We start from the raw sequence: 17,588 nt of genomic DNA, 5'->3' as shown, positions 1-17,588 counted from the left end.
GACCTACGGCGCGCCCTTGGTCACCTTAAACGGTTTCCCTTCCTCACCCTTAACGGTGGCTTCGGTGCGCTTGTGCACCGGGTCAAACGGCTGGAAATGAACCACGTCATAACCCTTTAACGCATCCTTGTCTTTCAGGCCGTCCAGCACGGCCAGGTCGATGGTGTCCTGATTGTCCGCGCGCGACGCCAGCGCGGCATTGAAGATGACTTGATCGGCAGGAATGCCGTTCACGCAGAACGGATCGCCCAGCGCCAGCTTGTTCTGTGTCAGGGTGCCGGTCTTGTCCGCGCACAACACGTCCACGCCCGCCAGTTCCTCGATGGCCGCCAAGCGGGTCACAATCGCCTCTTTTTTAGCCAGCAGGCGTGCGCCGACCGCCATGGTCACGGATAGCACCGTGGGCATCGCCACGGGAATCGCGGCCACGGTCAACACCAGGGCGAACTGCAACGTGATGAGCATCGGGTCGCCGCGGAACAGTGCGACGGTAATAATTATCGCCACCAGGGTTACCGCGAGAATGATCAGGTAATTGCCAATCTTCAGTACGGCGCGTTGGAAATGGCTGGGGCTCTGCGCCTCCTGCATCAGTTGCGTGGTCTTGCCGAAGTAGGTGTTCTTGCCCGTGGCGTACACGAGTGCGTCGATTTCGCCCGTGCGGATGATCGACCCCGAGAACACCGCTTCGCCGGGTTTGCGGGTGACGGGCAACGATTCTCCCGTCAGCGCTGATTGATCCACCTCCACCGGGTCACTCTCCAGCAAGCGTGCATCCGCCGGCACAATATCGCCCAGGCGCAGATGGATGACATCGCCCGGCACCAGTTCGCGAGCCTCCAGGCTGATCCACTTGCCATCGCGTTTCAACTGGGCCTTGTTCGCCAGCTTGGCCTTCAGCGCGGCGATGGCGTTGCCCGCCTGATGTTCTTCCCAGAATCCGACCACGGCATTGGCCAGAAGCAGAATGAGGATGATGGCAAAGTCCGGCCAATGTTGGGCTACCGCTGAAAGGATTACGGCCGCTTCGATCATCCACGGGATCGGCCCCCAGAAATAGGAGAGAAATTTCAGGATGGCATTGGTTTTCTTTTCTTCAATCTCATTCGGCCCGTATTGACTCAGCCTTTTCTGCGCCTCGTCCTGACTGAGACCGTCCGGCGACGAAGCCAATCGCTTCTCCACTTCCGGCATAGGCAGGGATTTCAGATCATCCTTTGGCGCGGACTTAGGCTCGGATAGCGATTGGGATTTTTTTGTCGCGCCAGATTTTGTCATAGCAGGTTTCCTGACATATTATCCAAGGTTGTCTTATCAAATGTTTACGACCGCGCTTCACGATGAGGATTTCCCTGGAATTGCATTTCACTCACTGCCACAAGTATCTACACAAGTCAATCCGGTCAGTACCAGCGCCACGGTATACGGCACATTCAATTGCCGCGCCGCAATCGCCACCGCCGCCGCAACCGAAAATAACAGAATTAAAATCGTCTCAGCCTGCACAGTTAATCACTCCAGTATCAGATTCATGTCCTTTCCATCGCGGTATCGTATAGACCGGCTGCGCAAAACAGAGAATCTCCCGAGTGCATCCGGGGCAAATGCTCAGCCATGTTGTTTGCGGCTAAGCCCTTACGCTCCTTTCAACCACTCCCGTGCATCGGCTACAGCATCGTGCTCGAAGTACCGGATTTTTGCTCTCGTAAACGGCTTGCAGATTGTCGCCATGACATGTTGCCACCACTTTTCCCCGACCATTGCAAGCTTCTCGATGTCGGCGAAGTGATTAATGGCGAACTTGGTATCCTCCCACAATGCGCCCAATTCCCAGCCGCGAAGGCCAGTCATATCGAACAGCACTTGCAACTTTCCGTGTTGCCGGACGAGTCGGTCGAACGCGGGCACGAATTGCTCGTAATCCGTTTTTTTCAGCTTTCCGTTGACATGAATGTCAACCACCTTGCCGCCGTCTTCTTCATTGAGTTGAATGGACATTTTGAACTCCTTTGGTTCGTTTCAGGTTAAGCGTCAACGCAATCCCGCGTTCTATGGACTGGTTTTATGAGCCCTGCAACAGTCCCCTGGATCTCCTGTAGCGCCGGATCAGAGCATTGGTTGAGCTATCATGCTTGAGTTGGCAATTAGCCCCTGCCTCAAGCTCGGGGATGATGCGCGCGGCAAGCGCTTTACCCAGTTCGACACCCCACTGGTCAAATGAGTCAATTTTCCAAATGGTGCCTTGAGTGAAGACGCTGTGTTCATACAGTGCGACGAGTTTACCCAGCGCTGCCGGCGTCAACCGCTCCAGGAGGATCGTGCTTGACGGACGGTTACCTTCGAAGGTTCGATGCGGCACCTGCCATGCAGGGATTCCCTCGGCGCTGACTTCCTGCGGCGTTTTACCAAAGGCCAGCGCCTCTGCCTGGGCAAACAGGTTGGCCATGAGTAAATCGTGGTGGCGGCCGAGAGGATTAAGCGGCTGAGAAAACCCGATGAAGTTACAGGGGATAAGCTTGGTTCCCTGATGAATCAGTTGGTAAAAGGAATGCTGGCCATTGGTGCCCGGTTCCCCCCAGTAGATTGGCCCAGTCTGGCAGACGACCTCCGCCCCGTCCAGCGTGACGTGCTTGCCATTGCTTTCCATAGTCAACTGCTGAAGATAAGCCGGGAAGCGCTTCAAGTACCGCTCATACGGAAGAACCGCCACGGTCTGCGCGCCGAAAAAGTTGTTGTACCAGAGGCCCAGCAGCCCCATGAGCGCCGGCAGGTTACGCTCGAAAGGGGCCGTGCGGAAATGCTCGTCCATCTGGTGGAAACCATCGAGCATGGCCCGGAAGTTTTCAGGGCCGATGGCGATCATGGTCGACAGACCGATCGCCGAGTCCATCGAGTAGCGCCCGCCGACCCAATCCCAAAACCCGAATACATTTTCGGCGTCGATGCCGAACTTGACCACTTTCCCGACGTTGGTCGAGACCGCGACGAAATGTCTGGAAATTGCGCCGGGATGTTGCAAAGTCTTTAAGACCCAATCGCGGGCTGTGCTCGCATTGGTCATCGTCTCCAGGGTGACAAAAGACTTCGACGAGATGATGAACAGGGTCTCCTCGGCATCGAGGCCGTGCATCGCCTCGACAAAGTCGGTGCCGTCGATGTTGGAGATGAAGCGGAAGGTCAGGTCGCGCCGGCTGTAATATCGCAATGCCTCATACGCCATCACCGGCCCCAGCTCAGATCCGCCGATGCCGATATTGATGATATTGCGGGCCGGCTTGCCGGTGCATCCCTTCCACTCCCCGCTGCGTATCCGGCAGGAAAAATCGGCCATCTTGTCGAGCACGGCATGAACCTGAGGCACGACGTCTTCGCCATTCACAACGATGGATTGCCTTTGAGGGGCGCGCAAGGCGGTGTGCAAAACAGCCCGCCTTTCCGTCACGTTGATTTTTTCACCATTGAACATCGCGTCAATTCGATCGCGCAGCCCGCACTCGTCGGCAAGCTGCACGAGCAGCCTGATCGTCTCGTCGGTGATGCGGTTCTTCGAATAATCGAGATAAACGCCGGCAGCCTCGACCGCGAAGCGCTCGCCACGTTCGGGATCATCGGCGAAAAGCTGACGCAGGTGCCGATTTTGCATGGATTGATAATGCGCCTCTAGCGCCTTCCATGCCGGGCGCTCGGTCGGCGGTTGCGAAGCAGCGCTCATCTTTACCCTCCGTCTGCCTTTACGGCAATGCTGACCATCAAGTCATTCCAGGACTTTACGAAGGCCTGGGCGCCCTCGCGCTGGAGCCTGTCTGCGAGCGCCGCATCGTCCATGCCTACCCTCGCGAAGGTGGCGAGCACTTCTTCGGCATTGCCGCCATCGATCGGCAACTCGCCTTTCACTTGCCCATGATCGGCAAAGGCGAGCAACGTCTTCTCGGGCATGGTATTGATCGTATCCGGCGCCGCGAGCGCGTCGATGTACATGGTGTCGGAGGCCTCAGGGTCCTTGGTTCCGGTACTGGCCCAAAGCAGACGCTGCGGCCTGGCTCCGGCCTCGGCCAGTTTCCGCGAGCGGAGCGAGTCCAGCAGTTCGCGGTAGGCCTTATAGGTACGCTTGGCGATGGCGATGCCGAAGCGATTGCGAAGCTCGGCCGGAACCTCGTCCTTGACGACCACATCCCAGCGGCTGACGAAAATGGACGCCACGGAATCGACCTTGGGATCGAGGCCGGCGGCGATCCGTCGTTCGATGCCGCGCATGTATGCCTCGGCCGCCGCGATATATTGCTCACGTGAAAAAAGCAGCGTGACATTCACCGGCACGCCTCCGAAGATGGATTCCTCGATCGCAGGAATGCCTGCGGAAGTCCCCGGAATCTTAATGAAAATATTGGGCCGCTGTGCTCGTTCATGCAGTTGCGCAGCCATTTTGACGCTATTGGCCGTATCGTCCGCCAGCAAGGGAGACAGCTCCAGCGATACCCAGCCGTCCACCCCGTCGGTGGCGTCATGGATCGGGCGAAACAGGTCGGCGGCTTGAGTCAAATCCTCCAGTTCCAGTTCTAGGAACAGTGCCTCGCCCGACTTGCCTTCGGCCGCTTTCCGGCGGATAGCGTCATCGTAGAAATCGGCGCCCTTGATAGCCTGATCGAAAATCGTGGGGTTGGAAGTGAGCCCTGTCAACGAAAGCTCGCTGATGTAGCGCTGCAGCGTGCCGCTCGTCAACAGTCCACGTGTAATGTTATCGAGCCAAAGGCGCTGGCCGAGATCATGCAGTTGTTGTGTGGCTTTCATCATTCCCTCCTGTTCCGCGTTGTCGGTTTTGGTGGATTTAAGCAAGGCAGGCAGATCGACATTGATTTAGAGTTGCCCTCACTTCCAGTTGCGGATTTCCGACATGTTCTCGCCGTGTTTGTAGTCCTGCCCCTCACCTGTGCATAAAGCCGGCCCAGCTTCGAGCGCTTCGCGCACACGCGCCAGCCGTGTGTCGATCCTCGCGCGGTCATGGGCGGACTCGAGGGAACGCTCGGCCAACTCGGCAATCCATTGCACTTGTTCGCCAAGCACGCGCCGGCGGCGTGGGCTGGCCGTCAAACTGGCCAGGGTTTGAAACGCGCCGAGCATCCGCGACATAATGGCGACGTCGCCTTTGGCGTTGCTTCGAATCTGGTCGAACGATTCGGCCAGCAAGCTTTCGAAGCGTGGACCTTTCGCGATCACTCGCAGTTCCCCTTCCTCGTAGCGACGCGATGAGGGGATTTCCCGCTGCGCTATCCGCGCCAGAATCGCCGTCAAATAATCCACGCACATTACCGCGGTCGTTGTATCGTTGATGCCGGGAGAGAGTGCTTTCAGCGCGATATCGACGATCTGCCTGATACCGAAGGCCGCGTCCTGAACCACCGTGCGGTGGCTGCTGATGTGGAACGTCGCCTGTAGGGCGTCGATCGTCGCTTGATCCGGCGGCTCTTCCAGAGCTAATGAGGCCAGCGTGGTGTTCTGGACAACGAACTCGCCGATGCCGTGATCCATCCACACGATCGTATTCCTGTCCCGCGCCAAGCGAACGAGCGCTTCACTATTCACGCCTTGGATATAGCCACTCTCGCTGGCCATGACGGCTCGCCACTTCCGCTCGGACGGCGGGCGTGGTGGTTGCTCATCATCAGCATCGTCGTCGCCCGCTCCTTGTCCGAGGTTGACCGGAAACAATCGGTCGACGGCAGCGATCGTTTCCTCTGCGACCGAAGCGATGATGTTGGAAGCCTGGATCGAAGAGGCGATGTGATGAATGAAGAAGATCAGTGCGCCGACACCACAGAGTGCCAGAACGAAGCCGAAGGAAACGGCCAGGTTGGGAACAAATGCGCCTTCATCGCCACTGCGAATCGTGCGCAAGACGATCAGGCAATAAGTGAAATTGCCGGCGAAAATTCCAAGCACGACCTGAGTGACACGGCTGCGAATGAAATTTCGCACGATGCGTGAGGTGTATTGGCTCGAAGACGTCGCCAGCACCATCAAGACCATCGAGAATGTCACGCCCACCACGGTCATCATGGAGCCAGCAATGGTGGACATCATTCCTCGAGCGCCTTCCGCCCCGGCCCCAAACAGTCGCGGCCACTGCGCCAGCCATCGGTCGCTCACGACGGAGTCTGGCTCGATCAAAACCGCCGCGAGGGCGATACTGGCCACGACAATCATCGAAGGCATAAACCAGAAGCTCGACCGCAGATTGCTCCAGAACTGACTGAACCTATTCATGGGGTAGCTCCCACTTCCAGTTCCGAATTTCCGGCATGTCTTGGCCGTGCTTGTTGATGTACTGCTTGTGCTCGAGGAGCTTGTCCATCAGTTGTTGCTTCAAGGAGAGGCCTTTGTCGCCGGTCTGCGGCAGGCGGTCGATGGTGTCCATCACCAGGTGGAAGCGGTCCAGATCGTTCAGCACCGTCATGTCGAAGGGCGTGGTAATAGTGCCTTCTTCGTTAAGCCGGTCTGTGTGAAATGATGTCATATATACCCCTCGGTTCGTTGCCAAATCAGCCTTGCTTCTCAAGCTGCTTGCGGATCAACAGCAATTCCTGCTGGCGTTTTGAGGAGGTTTCTGGATAGCTCATTTTGAGCGCCTTGAAAGTGTCGAGAATAATCTCGGAAATAATCAGCCGGGCGTTCTTTTTGTCGTCGGCGGGCACCACATCCCAGGGCGCAGTTTTTGTACTCGTTGCGCTTAGACACGCCTCATAGGCCTGCATGTACTGATTCCAGAATTTCCTCTCCTCAATGTCGGCAAGACTGAATTTCCAGTTTTTTTCGGGCTCGTCGATGCGATCGAGAAAGCGCTTTCGCTGCTCTTCCTCTGAAAGATGAAGGAAGAATTTGAGGATTCGTGTGCCGTTGCGATAGAGATGGTTCTCCAGGTCCACGATAGACCGATAGCGCTCCTTCCAGACAGTTTTTTCGTCTAGTAACTCGTTCGGCAGCCCTTGACTGCGCAGAATCTCCGGATGCACTCGAACGATCAACACCTCCTCATAATAGGATCGGTTAAAGATGCCGATCCGGCCGCGTTCCGGCAAACACTGGGAAGTGCGCCACAAAAAATCGTGATCCAGTTCCATAGCACTCGGGTGTTTAAAGCTGAACACCTGGCAGCCTTGTGGATTGACACCGGACATGACGTGCCGGATGGCGCCGTCCTTGCCGGCGGCATCCATGGCCTGAAAAATCAGCAACAGCGCGTAGCGGTCAGAGGCGTAGTGAAGACGTTGCAGCGAGCTCAACTCCTCAACCTGTTCTTCGAGAATTTTGTGGTACTTTTTCTTTGACTTGTACACTGGGTCCACGAGCGTCGGCCACTTTTCGAGGTTGACCTTTTCGCCTTCCGGCACCCGGAAATCTTTGATATTTATTTTCATCTTCTTACCTTGTGTTTGCGGTACCTGCGTTAATTCTACTTGTAGGATTAATGAGCAAGCTCGTCATACCCGCTTCCATGCCGGAATGACGATCATGGAAAGTATTGATTACGTAACCTGACAAAGAAGAACCAACAAATAAACCGCTTTATTCTTCGTCACATACGTTCGAATGCTCCAGTCTCCAATGAGCTTTATCCCTTTTTCTGGTCTCTTCAGTCACCGATGCCGCTGATCCAGTGCCTCGGAGACAAATTTCAAGCCCCAGTTCCACGATGGAATAGTAGTCACCCAACGCGCGCACCGATTGCTGATATTGGCTGTTACTCGGAGTGTCCAAGGCTTTCATGGTGCGGTCGACACTGATTGATATCTCCGGCGCTGGCGGATCAGTCTCTATGGCCCTTTTGATCGCGCAGTCGCCCCAGGGTGCTATCGATCAATCTGCACAACTTATCAGCAGCACCGTCAACGGCTTGGTCCAAGGTCTTAGCATGGTGAGTGACCGCAACCGGCTGACGGCCTTCGAGGCGTGCTTCCATCATGCAACGCATGTCGTCATTGCCGTGCTTCTTGTCGCTGTTCTCATCGCTTAGGTGGACTTCCACTCGCGTGATGTGATCGCTGATTTGGCTAAAAGCACTTTCTACGATACCACTGACCCGAGCGGAAAGTGCCTCGTGACCTTCTATATTGTGGTCGGTATTAATCTGGATTTGCATGGTGTTCTCCTGTTGTGATAATAATGTTTGGCGAATCATATAAATACGACATGGTCTTGCACCGAGGCGACCACACCGTGTAATTGACCATTCTCAGTTTTTTCTCTGATCATACAGCTCTTTTAAAACAGCAGGATCAGGACAACCAATGCCGCCAACAACGCTACCCATAGTCTGAGTGCGGTGTTGGTGGCTTTTTCGGCTTGATCTTTCTCCCACCAGGTTGCCGGATGAATGCCCTGCACCAGAAATGTGACCACCCCGGCAAGGTTCACGCTGATCAGGTTCACCAGAAACAGCGCCAGTGCACCCATCGCCAATGCCGGATGCCCACCACCCAGCAGCAAACCAAAGGTCACCAACGGCGGCAATAATGCCACCGCCACCGCCACCCCAATCAGTGTCGTCGACGTCCCTATCGTAAACGCCAGTGCTCCCGCACAGCCCGACGCCAATGCCAGCACGATGTCGTCAAGCCCCACCCGTGTGCGCAACGCCACCTCGGACAATGTCGGATCCACAGATACCAACGTACCGATAATAACCGACAACACCGTTGTCGTGGCAATACCGCTCAGGTTCGTCTTGAACGCGTCCCGGGCCAGCGGCAAATCGCCCAGCGTCGTCGCCAGCGCCAGCGCCACGTTCGGTCCTAGATGCGGCGCAATTACCATGGCTCCGATGATGATCGTGACGCTGTTGTGGTATAGACCGACGGCAGCCACGATGGTGGACAATACCACCATCGTGAGATAAACCGGTGAACACGTCGCGCCGTTTTTGATGTCCTCGTACAATTCCTCCCGTCTGATCCGTTCAGGCTCTTTTTCCTCGGTCAACGGTTGTTCGGGCGTGGCGGCCGACTCCGGCTCGGGGCGCGGCAATGTCGCTTCAACAGCCAGAATCACTACCCGGTTGCCCTCCGCATCGGCGTAGCGTTTCTCCAATAAATCCAGCACCGCCTCGCTTTGTTCCGCTTCCAATAAAATCCTTACCAGTACTTCCCCGTCCGATAATCGAACCTGCCGATGTTCCAGCACCTTGTGCTCCTTGAGCAGTTCCAGGACTTCCTCGCTGTCCTGCTCCGTTAATACCATCTCAATCAATCGTAGCGCCATAGTCGTTTCACCCTTTCTATTTCCAGTTGCGGATTTCCGGCATGTCTTGACCGTACTTGTCGATGTATAGCTTGTGCTCGATGAGCTTGTCATTGAATCGCTTCTTCAGGGCGCCCCCCTGGTCGCCGGTCTTTATGGTTTGGGTTGTTTCGTCTGTTTCCCGGAAGCGGTAGTTCCGGAAGCATTCAGCAACAGATTCTCTCCCTCTTGCAAGGGTTGAACCCGTCGCGCCTGTTCCTCAATGACCTCGGCTTCGCTGTATAATCCGGCTTCCGCTTTAGTGGACACTGCATCGGCTTCTTCGTGCAGCGATTCAGCAGGAAGCCCTTTTCGTGACAAAGCGCCATGCGTCCCTGCCGATATCCCTTCGAGCAGTGTGACTGGAATTCCCTGAGGGAAAATTACTTCCCGCGCTTCGTCAGGCATCGAAATGCCATGCTTCTGAAAGGCGGTTTTCACCAGCCGTATGAGCGAAGAACGTACTTTCAACCAACTGTATTCGCGGCCATTGAGCCAAAAATACACGCGTAGGTTGACTGTCGCCCGCCCCAGACTGTCCGCCAGCACCGCTGGCTCAGGGTCATTTAGAACGGCCGGATGATCCGCCAGCACCTTCCTTACAATCTCCTGGGCGTCATTGATCGAATCGTCATAGCCGATGCCGACGACGAAGTCCTCGCGTCTGTTACAGTTGGTTGTGAAGTTACGAAGATTACTCTTGTACACGGTTGCATTAGGGATCTGCACGAGATTGCCGTCGAGGGTCATTAAAATCGTCGTGCGTACATTCAGTTGCTGCACATAACCAGTCACCCCGGCAACCTCAACCAAATCATCAGTCTCGAACGGCCGCTGCATACTGAGGAAGATGCTCGCCAGGAAATTTTCTGTTATATCCCGGAAAGCGATGCCAACGGCCAGACCGAGCAGGCCGGTACCGCCGATCACCGTCAAGGCCAGTTGCGTCAGGCCGGAAATTCTTAGAACGATGTAGAAGCCGAAAAGCACAACGAACACGCCTACTCCACGCGCAATGACATTCCGGAGGAGGTTGGCTCTAATGTGCTGGCGAAGGAACACCCGCGCAACCTTTGTCGCCAGAGCACCGGCCCCCACCGACAATGCCAAAATGAGCAGCCCAAAAGCAAAAAAAGGAAGCGAGCGGATGAGCTCGCGCCATAACACCAACAATCCATTCCACGCAGGCTGAAAATCCCATACCGACGGAACAACTACCTCTATCCGGTTGACCACGGCGACGACGGCCTGAGTGTTGCGCGCCAGATCACCGGCCCATTTCTTGAGCTCATCAGACTCCACCCGGCCGCTAAGAAAGACGACTCCTTGCTCAACCCGAACTTGCGGGTCGGTGAACCAACTGGTGGCATTCAGAACGCTCAGGAGGCGCTTGCGGATCTCCTCATCGCGGGCGACAGGCTTGACGTCCACATTAGCGGGTGCCGAAGAAAGTTCTTCTATGCCGGGGGCGGGGAGTTTCCGTGGTTCGCCGGCATTTCCATCCGATTCCTGCGCCATGACCGTCGCAGTCAGCACACTGCACACACAAGCGAGCAAAACCGTCCGTAGAACCTGTTTATAGCGGTGGCACGCCGACCGCTGCATGGGAACACTCTTTCTAAATCCGTTAGATCGCGGCCTCGTCCGTACTGGAGCGCACCTGCCTTGCGAGTTAAGGCTGTTGTCGACATCTAACCGGATCGCGGCGACGGGCTGGAAATTGCTCATTGCTTTACTCCTTCACGTTACTTCCCGGTTGACTTACGCCCCACTTCCAGTTGCGGATTTCCGGCATATCCTCGCCATGTTTCCTGATGTATTGTTTGTGTTCGATCAGTTTGTCCTTGAGCTGCTGTTTCAGGCTGATGCCCTTATCGCCAGCCTGCGGCAGGCGGTCGATGGTATCCATCACCAAATGGAAGCGATCCAGATCGTTCAGCACCGTCATGTCGAAGGGCGTGGTGATAGTGCCTTCTTCCTTGTAGCCGCGGACGTGGATATTATCGTGGTTGGTGCGGCGGTAGGTAAGCCGGTGGATCAGCCACGGATAGCCATGGAAGGCGAAGATGACCGGCCTGTCTTTGGTGAACAGCGCATCGAAATCCCTATCGCTCAACCCGTGCGGGTGCTCGAGTTGCGGCTGCAACTTCATGAGATCGACGACGTTGACCACCCGGATTTTCAGGCCAGGCAGATGCTCACGCATAATGGAGACGGCGGCAAGCGTCTCCAGCGTAGGCACGTCGCCACAACAGGCCATGACCACGTCGGGTTCAGCGCCTGCGTCATTGCTGGCCCACTGCCAGTTGCCGATGCCTGCCGTGCAGTGCTTGATGGCGGCATTCATCGTCAGCCATTGCGGTGCTTGATACTTGCCCGCGATCACGACATTGACGTAATGGCGGCTGCGCAGGCAATGGTCCATCACCGACAGCAGGCAGTTGGCATCCGGCGGAAGATAAACTCGCACGACATCAGCTTTCTTGTTGACGACATGGTCGATGAAACCGGGGTCTTGATGGGTAAAGCCGTTGTGCATCTGCTGCCAGACATGCGAAGCCAGAAAATAATTCAGGGAAGCGATTTTCCGTCGCCACGGTAGCTCCGACGAGACCTTCAACCACTTGGCGTGTTGATTGAACATCGAATCGATGATATGGATAAACGCCTCGTAGCAGTTAAACAATCCGTGCCGGCCCGTAAGCAGGTAACCTTCGAGCCAGCCTTCGCATTGATGCTCGCTCAACATCTCCATCACCCGGCCATCCAAGGCGAGGAACTCATCGTTGTCCTGCGTCCGGGCATCCCATTGCCGATTGGTCAACTCAAACACGGCACCTAGGCGGTTGGAAAGTGTTTCGTCGGGACCGAAAATCCGAAAATTGCGCTGTTCCCGATTAAGCTTGACCACGTCGCGTAAAAACACGCCGAGCTCATGCGCGTCGGCAGCGGTAACCGACCCGGGCGAGGGTACGTTGACTGCGTAATTGCGAAAATCCGGCATGATCAGGTCGCGTAGCAGCATGCCGCCGTTGGCGTGAGGATTGGCGCCCATGCGGCGTTCACCCTTGGGCGCCAGTTCGGCCAGTTCCGGATTCAGCCTGCCCTGCGTATCGAACAGCTCTTCCGGCCGGTAGCTCCGCAACCAGTCCTCTAGCAGCTTGAGGTGTTCCGGATGGGCTGACGGGTCGGAAAGCGGCACTTGGTGCGCACGGAAAGTCCCTTCAATTTGCAGGCCATCCACCCATTTCGGCCCTGTCCAGCCTTTCGGTGATTTGAGGACGATCATGGGCCAGCGCGGGCGCATGGTGTTGCCGTTGACGCGCGCTTCGTGCTGGATGCGTTTGATTTCTTCCACCGCCGAGTCGAGCGTTGCGGCCATGGCCTCGTGCATCAGCGCAGGCTCATGCCCCTCGACGTAATAAGGTATCCAGCCGTTGCCGCGCAGAAACTGATCCAGCTCTTCCGGCTCGATGCGCGCGAGGACGGTCGGGTTGGCGATCTTGTAGCCGTTGAGGTGCAGGATAGGCAGCACCGCGCCATCGGTAGCCGGGTCGAGAAATTTGTTGGAATGCCATGCGGTAGCCAGCGGTCCGGTTTCTGCTTCGCCATCGCCAACGACACAGGCGACAACCAGGTCGGGATTGTCGAACACCGCGCCGAACGCATGGCTGAGTGAATAGCCCAGCTCGCCGCCCTCGTGGATCGAGCCCGGGCATTCCGGCGAGGCGTGGCTGGGAATGCCGCCGGGAAACGAAAACTGAAGAAAGAGCTTCTGAAGCCCGGCCTCGTCCTGGCTGATATCGGGATAGATCTCGCTGTAAGTACCTTCGAGATACGTATTAGCCACCACGGACGGGCCGCCGTGGCCAGGGCCGGAAACGTAGATCATGTCGAGGTCGTATTTTTTGATGACCCGGTTCAGGTGCACGTAAATGAAATTCTGCCCGGGGGTCGTGCCCCAGTGTCCCAGCAGCATGTGCTTGATGTCTGAAAGGACGAGCGGCTGTTTCAACAGCGGATTGTCGAAAAGATAAATCTGGCCGACCGACAGGTAGTTGGCGGCGCGCCAGTAGGCGTCCATCTTGTCGAGCAGTTCCGGGGAAAGCGTCTTTGTATTCATGGTTTAATTCCTTGGGTTAAGCGCGCCATAACTGTTTCCGCCGCTGCCACTTCCTTCGGCCTGAGCGGCGCACAGGCAGGCGCCGAAGATGAAAATGCACCCGGACAGGTAAATCCACAGCAGTAAGGCCATGATTCCCCCGAATGCCCCATAGACTGCGTTCAAGGTGGCGAAATCCTTGAGGTAAATAACGAATAGATTTTCCGCTGCATACAACAATGCCGTGGCACACAAAGCGGCGACCCAGACTTCGACAAAGCGCGTGGGCCGGCTCGGAGCCTGCTTGTAAAATAGGCTCAGACTGAGGAACACCATCAACGAGGGGATGAAAATGCTCCCCAGGGCATAAACCCAGGCACTGAAATCATGCATTGGCAACAGCCAAGCCTTTGTCATTTTCGCCAGCACCGGCACTGCGATGCTAAAGAGGACCACGAAGAGCATGATGACGAGAAAACCCAAGCTTTTGAGCGGTAGCCGCCACCAATTGGATATCTCGGCGCCCCATGCCCGGTTGGTGGCACAGATCAGTGTGGTGAAGATTTGCATCGCTGCCCAACCGAGCATCACAAATGCAACCACACCCATCGGCCCTCGTGCGTTGACCACACCGGCCATGGTGTCAAAAATGGTGCTCTGCATTTCACCTCTCATCGGAACATAGGTTTCTACGTAGGCAATGATTTCCGTCGCGGCTCGGTCCTGGTCAATAAAGATTGAGGCAATGGTGACGAATAGGACGATCAAAGGAAATAGCGAGAAGAATGTATAAAAGGAGAACGCCCCCGCCCATTGCGCTCCGTCTATCCGCGAAAACTTTTTCAAGGCAAGACAGAGTATGGTCCAAACCCTGCTGGCGTGCTGATAAAACCGGTTAACGGCTGTTTCTGGCGCAGTCTTCGTTTTATCGGCTATTTCCGGCACAGTCTTCGTTTTTACTCGAGTATGCTGTACAACCTTCGCCACTTCCAGAACCAGCAGCGGAATGGCACCCAAGGCGACAAGCACGAAAGAATCGCTGAACGGCAGGTATGACGTCTTCAGGAAGCGGGCCAGTGTTGCGTTGTGTTGACTCCATACCTGGAGACCGAAAGAAACGGCTACCACGATCATGAGATTGATATTCGTGAAAAGAGAGATGCGCCAGACCGGCTTGGTTTCACTGCGAGCGCCGAAGGCTCGCAACAGTTCGGCGAAGACCAGCACGGCGAAAGCATAGGTAGTGCCTGAAAGAAAACTCACTTTTTTCATGATTCTGCCGACTCACTGGGCATAACTCCAGCCGTTTTTCGGCGCAGGCCAGCCAATTTCCTCTTTTGGAAGTGCTCAACCGCCATTCCGGGCGAATTTTGGCGGCACCTCTCCCGTGTTTCGTCCTTTTTTCCGTCATCAGTCGTGCCTTTAGGCCGCTTTTTTGTAAGGGCCTCGTCGTCGAGCGGCTTCTTGTTGTTCTTGCTCGCGGAGCATGGCGCCCAAACGCTGAATATTGCGTGCCACGATGGCGAGGGCCACGTAGCGCTTGAAACCATCCATGCCATGATCGGGGCATTTGTTCAACCCATGAACGCCCAGCGCATTGATCGCCGATTCAACCGCTGAATGTTGGCGGCGCAGGCGGACAAACTCCGGGGCGGATTCGCGGGCTTTGTCGGCTTCCGATAGCCGGCCTTTTTTCGGCAATATCACGTTATCCAGGCGTTGTTTGAGCTCTGCTTGATTCCTTGGGCTGTGAAAGCCCTTATCAAAGCTCATGGCTTTTGCCGCGGGAAAGCGGGTTTGGGTTTGTTCGACCAAGGTCACGGCGATTTGATCGTCCGTGGTTTTTGCCATGACCTGATGGTGCAGGATAAAACGGTGTTGATCTTCGACGATAGCCACCCTCAATCCCAACTCGACCGGTACGCCGGCCTTGCCTTTACTGATCCATTCGGTATGGGGTTGAAAAATGGAAAAGACTTTCTCGGCATGCGGAATGGTTTCACCTTGCAGGACCCGACGACGAATCTGGTCGATCTGCCGCTCGGCATGCGCCAGGTAGGCATCGAGATCTGCCAACATCGCTGCCGATATGCCATGCGCTTGGTTCAGGCGCTGCCGAGTGGCGTATGCCCGTTGCACATAGACTTGGGCTTGGTCGAGGTAGGTCTGATAAGCGGCTTCGATTTGCTCTTGCTTGGCCTGACGTTTGGCTTCATCTTGCGAGGTGGAATGCTTGAGCTTTTGAATCAGCCGGTAACTTTTCTTGAAACAACGCAAGTGATAGGCGCTTTGGCGCCATTCGGTCAAATTCAGGGCGTCGCAGAGTGCGGCGCAGGTGTGCAACGTTTTGCGGATGGCATCCCACAGCAAGTTGGTGTCGGTGGGAAAATGCACGTGGGTTTTGACCACAAAGGAATCAGCGCGGGTCTTCAGGCTTTCTTCGGCGTTTTTTTTAACGCCTGGTGTCCCGCATGCACCACTTCCTGGTTGATGCGATCCAGAATCTCGGGCGTGAACAAACTGACGTTGTCCCGGATGGTTGGCAATTCATAACGGTGTTCGTCCAGCCAGTCGCTATGCCCCAGCATCTGCCGGATCGTCTTGTGTTGGTTGGCCAACTCTTGAATCCGGTCGTAATCCACATCAAGCCCTAACCGCAGTACGCCCAACACCAGTATCTTCCACTGCTCCATACCGGGTCGCCCGGTTTTATTGCTGGCTTTGCCTTTTCCGCCTGCCCGTTCGGGCATGACCTCTTCCAGAATGGCAAATATCCGCTGACGCAAGCTGACCTCGGTATAAATGTATTGCAGTCCACGCAGTAGTTGGGGAATGTCATCACGTGATTTAGGATCAATGACAATGGCGGCAATATCGGTTTCACCGAATTTGAGTTGAGGCTGAATGACGGTGCGCATGCGAATTCGAGGGATGAAGATTTTGGCTTTTAGGCGGTTACGGGCCGATTTTCGCTGGAAATAAGACAAAACCGGGGTCAGGGCAACACATCTTCGTGTTGGAAAATCATTATAACCTATTGATGAATATGAGATTAATTAATTTTCATTCAAACACTAATTAAGTCTGAGTTGATGTTTCGAGGCACAATCGATGGTGCCAGCGTATATCCAAGGGAAGTGGCAAAAGAGGTTCTTTTGTGCAATGCTGCGGCAATAGCTATTTTTCACAACCACCCCTCGGGATTGACAGAGCCATCGGTCGCCGACCGCAGTATCACCACTAAGCTAATTGAAGCGTTGAAACTGTTCGACGTTAGAATCTTAGATCACATAATCGTGAGCCACAAAGAAACCTACAGTTTCGCGGAGGCTGGGCTTATGTAGCCCTTTAACTTGATGGGGGCTTATATAGCCCCCCTTTTTTACCCTATTATTTAAAGAGATAGTCATGGAAATAGTACCTATTTATGATGTCGGCGGTTCGTTGCCGGTATCGCTAGAAGCATTTAGGAACCGGCCGTGTGCTTTGCCATTCGGCCACCCGGCTTATGTGCCGCCGTCACCCCAAGAGGTGGACTGTTTGGTAAAACTGACGGGTTGGTCACAGAGTGTAGCGGCGGCCTTGGTGGGTGTGTCGTTTAACCCAAAAAAAGGGTCTTCGACAATCCGAAAATGGAGGGCTAGGCCGGATTCCGATGATGCTCGGGCTATCCCTTATTCGGCTTGGCGTTTAATGTTGCTGTACGCCCGTGTTGTGTCAATTGATGATGGCTTGGCGGTAATAGATAGGCAGAGTGCGGGGGTATAAAACAGCCTGCAAACATCACTCAGGAACCACGATGTGTGCAAATAAGAAAATACAGGATATTTCAATGAAAGCGGGCATTGGCAATTATCAAATTTTAGGATTACCCATCGTCAGCCAACGGCCAATTTCTGACGTACAGGAAGCATAGGTATATGGCAGGTTTAAGTCGTAAAGCGGCCATTCAGAGGCCGACCATGATCCGCCCCTTGTCCCCAAAGCGGTCACTCAGGATGAAGTAGTTCCACCAAGAGAAACGACTCGCTTGGCATTAAACTGTTCCGATTTTCTGTCCCCGCCTCTGAATTGGGGCTCAACTCGCCGCCATAATTGTTCTTGAATGCGTTGTTTAAACCGATTATTGCATATAGATACAGAAGCTAATGAAGTTACATAGCATCCACCTGCATATGATGGCTCGCTCTTTGTACATTCGTTTTCATGTCGCTTT

14 protein-coding genes are annotated in these 17,588 nt (G+C 55.2%); 1 reads left to right on the top strand and 13 read right to left on the bottom strand.

Going from position 1 to position 17,588, the window contains the following annotated elements:
- Positions 1–3 precede the first annotated feature (3 nt).
- From METMA_RS27610 to METMA_RS0120565, 13 genes are all read right to left on the bottom strand, one after another.
- On the bottom strand, positions 4–1,278 hold the full coding sequence (locus METMA_RS27610; protein ID WP_020161011.1) for an HAD-IC family P-type ATPase: 1,275 nt from the start codon (positions 1,276–1,278) through the stop codon (positions 4–6).
- Between the two features lie 357 nt (positions 1,279–1,635).
- Positions 1,636–1,998 carry a SpoIIAA family protein gene (locus METMA_RS0120620; protein ID WP_020161009.1) on the bottom strand — a complete coding sequence of 121 codons (363 nt, stop codon included), beginning with the start codon at positions 1,996–1,998 and terminating at the stop codon, positions 1,636–1,638.
- 64 nt (positions 1,999–2,062) lie between these two features.
- The gene (gene pgi / locus METMA_RS0120615) at positions 2,063–3,712 is read right to left on the bottom strand and encodes a glucose-6-phosphate isomerase (RefSeq protein ID WP_020161008.1); all 1,650 of its coding nucleotides are present in this window, start codon (positions 3,710–3,712) and stop codon (positions 2,063–2,065) included.
- Between the two features lie 2 nt (positions 3,713–3,714).
- Positions 3,715–4,833, bottom strand: coding sequence for a transaldolase (tal, locus tag METMA_RS0120610; protein ID WP_198014570.1), 1,119 nt, complete (start codon positions 4,831–4,833; stop codon positions 3,715–3,717).
- A gap of 33 nt (positions 4,834–4,866) precedes the next feature.
- Positions 4,867–6,261 carry a DUF2254 domain-containing protein gene (locus tag METMA_RS25255; protein ID WP_020161006.1) on the bottom strand — a complete coding sequence of 465 codons (1,395 nt, stop codon included), beginning with the start codon at positions 6,259–6,261 and terminating at the stop codon, positions 4,867–4,869.
- Positions 6,254–6,511 (bottom strand): phosphoketolase family protein, encoded by a 258-nt coding sequence (locus METMA_RS0120600; protein ID WP_020161005.1) that lies wholly within the window; start codon positions 6,509–6,511, stop codon positions 6,254–6,256. Before METMA_RS0120600 ends, METMA_RS25255 begins: the two co-directional genes overlap by 8 nt.
- A gap of 25 nt (positions 6,512–6,536) precedes the next feature.
- Positions 6,537–7,412 carry an ADP-polyphosphate phosphotransferase gene (locus METMA_RS0120595; RefSeq protein ID WP_020161004.1) on the bottom strand — a complete coding sequence of 292 codons (876 nt, stop codon included), beginning with the start codon at positions 7,410–7,412 and terminating at the stop codon, positions 6,537–6,539.
- Positions 7,413–7,801: 389 nt separating this feature from the next.
- Complete coding sequence (locus METMA_RS0120590; protein ID WP_020161003.1) at positions 7,802–8,134, bottom strand: HPF/RaiA family ribosome-associated protein; 333 nt, start codon at positions 8,132–8,134, stop codon at positions 7,802–7,804.
- A 122-nt stretch (positions 8,135–8,256) separates the two neighbouring features.
- Complete coding sequence (locus METMA_RS0120585; RefSeq protein ID WP_027147504.1) at positions 8,257–9,252, bottom strand: TIGR00341 family protein; 996 nt, start codon at positions 9,250–9,252, stop codon at positions 8,257–8,259.
- 132 nt (positions 9,253–9,384) lie between these two features.
- On the bottom strand, positions 9,385–10,788 hold the full coding sequence (locus METMA_RS0120580; RefSeq protein ID WP_198014568.1) for a mechanosensitive ion channel family protein: 1,404 nt from the start codon (positions 10,786–10,788) through the stop codon (positions 9,385–9,387).
- Between the two features lie 214 nt (positions 10,789–11,002).
- Positions 11,003–13,393, bottom strand: a complete 2,391-nt coding sequence (locus METMA_RS0120575; protein ID WP_020161000.1) for a phosphoketolase family protein — start codon at positions 13,391–13,393, stop codon at positions 11,003–11,005.
- Between the two features lie 3 nt (positions 13,394–13,396).
- Complete coding sequence (locus tag METMA_RS0120570; protein ID WP_020160999.1) at positions 13,397–14,644, bottom strand: YihY/virulence factor BrkB family protein; 1,248 nt, start codon at positions 14,642–14,644, stop codon at positions 13,397–13,399.
- 150 nt (positions 14,645–14,794) lie between these two features.
- Positions 14,795–16,290, bottom strand: a protein-coding gene (locus tag METMA_RS0120565) for an ISNCY family transposase (protein ID WP_156830573.1) whose coding sequence is annotated in 2 segments (ribosomal slippage) — positions 14,795–15,813 and positions 15,813–16,290 — 1,497 coding nt in all. Because the reading frame shifts where the segments join, the coding sequence is not laid out codon by codon here.
- A gap of 141 nt (positions 16,291–16,431) precedes the next feature.
- On the opposite strand from METMA_RS0120565, the gene METMA_RS25250 reads away from it, so the two are divergent.
- Positions 16,432–16,716: a JAB domain-containing protein gene (locus METMA_RS25250; RefSeq protein WP_456297453.1), complete on the top strand. Its 285-nt coding sequence runs from the start codon at positions 16,432–16,434 to the stop codon at positions 16,714–16,716.
- Positions 16,717–17,588: the final 872 nt, after the last annotated feature.

The sequence above is a fragment of the Methylobacter marinus A45 genome (assembly GCF_000383855.1).
In the GTDB taxonomy this organism is placed as follows: Bacteria; Pseudomonadota; Gammaproteobacteria; order Methylococcales; family Methylomonadaceae; genus Methylobacter; species Methylobacter marinus.
This window is presented reverse-complemented; position numbering and strand designations above follow the sequence as displayed.

What these genes read in the sequence shown, in the direction of transcription:
- METMA_RS27610 (WP_020161011.1), bottom strand. Translation starts at nt 1,278, where the DNA reads ATGACAAAATCTGGCGCGACAAAAAAATCCCAATCGCTATCCGAGCCT.
- METMA_RS0120620 (WP_020161009.1), bottom strand. Translation starts at nt 1,998, where the DNA reads ATGTCCATTCAACTCAATGAAGAAGACGGCGGCAAGGTGGTTGACATT.
- pgi (WP_020161008.1), bottom strand. Translation starts at nt 3,712, where the DNA reads ATGAGCGCTGCTTCGCAACCGCCGACCGAGCGCCCGGCATGGAAGGCG.
- METMA_RS25255 (WP_020161006.1), bottom strand. Translation starts at nt 6,261, where the DNA reads ATGAATAGGTTCAGTCAGTTCTGGAGCAATCTGCGGTCGAGCTTCTGG.
- METMA_RS0120600 (WP_020161005.1), bottom strand. Translation starts at nt 6,511, where the DNA reads ATGACATCATTTCACACAGACCGGCTTAACGAAGAAGGCACTATTACC.
- METMA_RS0120595 (WP_020161004.1), bottom strand. Translation starts at nt 7,412, where the DNA reads ATGAAAATAAATATCAAAGATTTCCGGGTGCCGGAAGGCGAAAAGGTC.
- METMA_RS0120590 (WP_020161003.1), bottom strand. Translation starts at nt 8,134, where the DNA reads ATGCAAATCCAGATTAATACCGACCACAATATAGAAGGTCACGAGGCA.
- METMA_RS0120585 (WP_027147504.1), bottom strand. Translation starts at nt 9,252, where the DNA reads ATGGCGCTACGATTGATTGAGATGGTATTAACGGAGCAGGACAGCGAG.
- METMA_RS0120580 (WP_198014568.1), bottom strand. Translation starts at nt 10,788, where the DNA reads ATGGCGCAGGAATCGGATGGAAATGCCGGCGAACCACGGAAACTCCCC.
- METMA_RS0120575 (WP_020161000.1), bottom strand. Translation starts at nt 13,393, where the DNA reads ATGAATACAAAGACGCTTTCCCCGGAACTGCTCGACAAGATGGACGCC.
- METMA_RS0120570 (WP_020160999.1), bottom strand. Translation starts at nt 14,644, where the DNA reads ATGAAAAAAGTGAGTTTTCTTTCAGGCACTACCTATGCTTTCGCCGTG.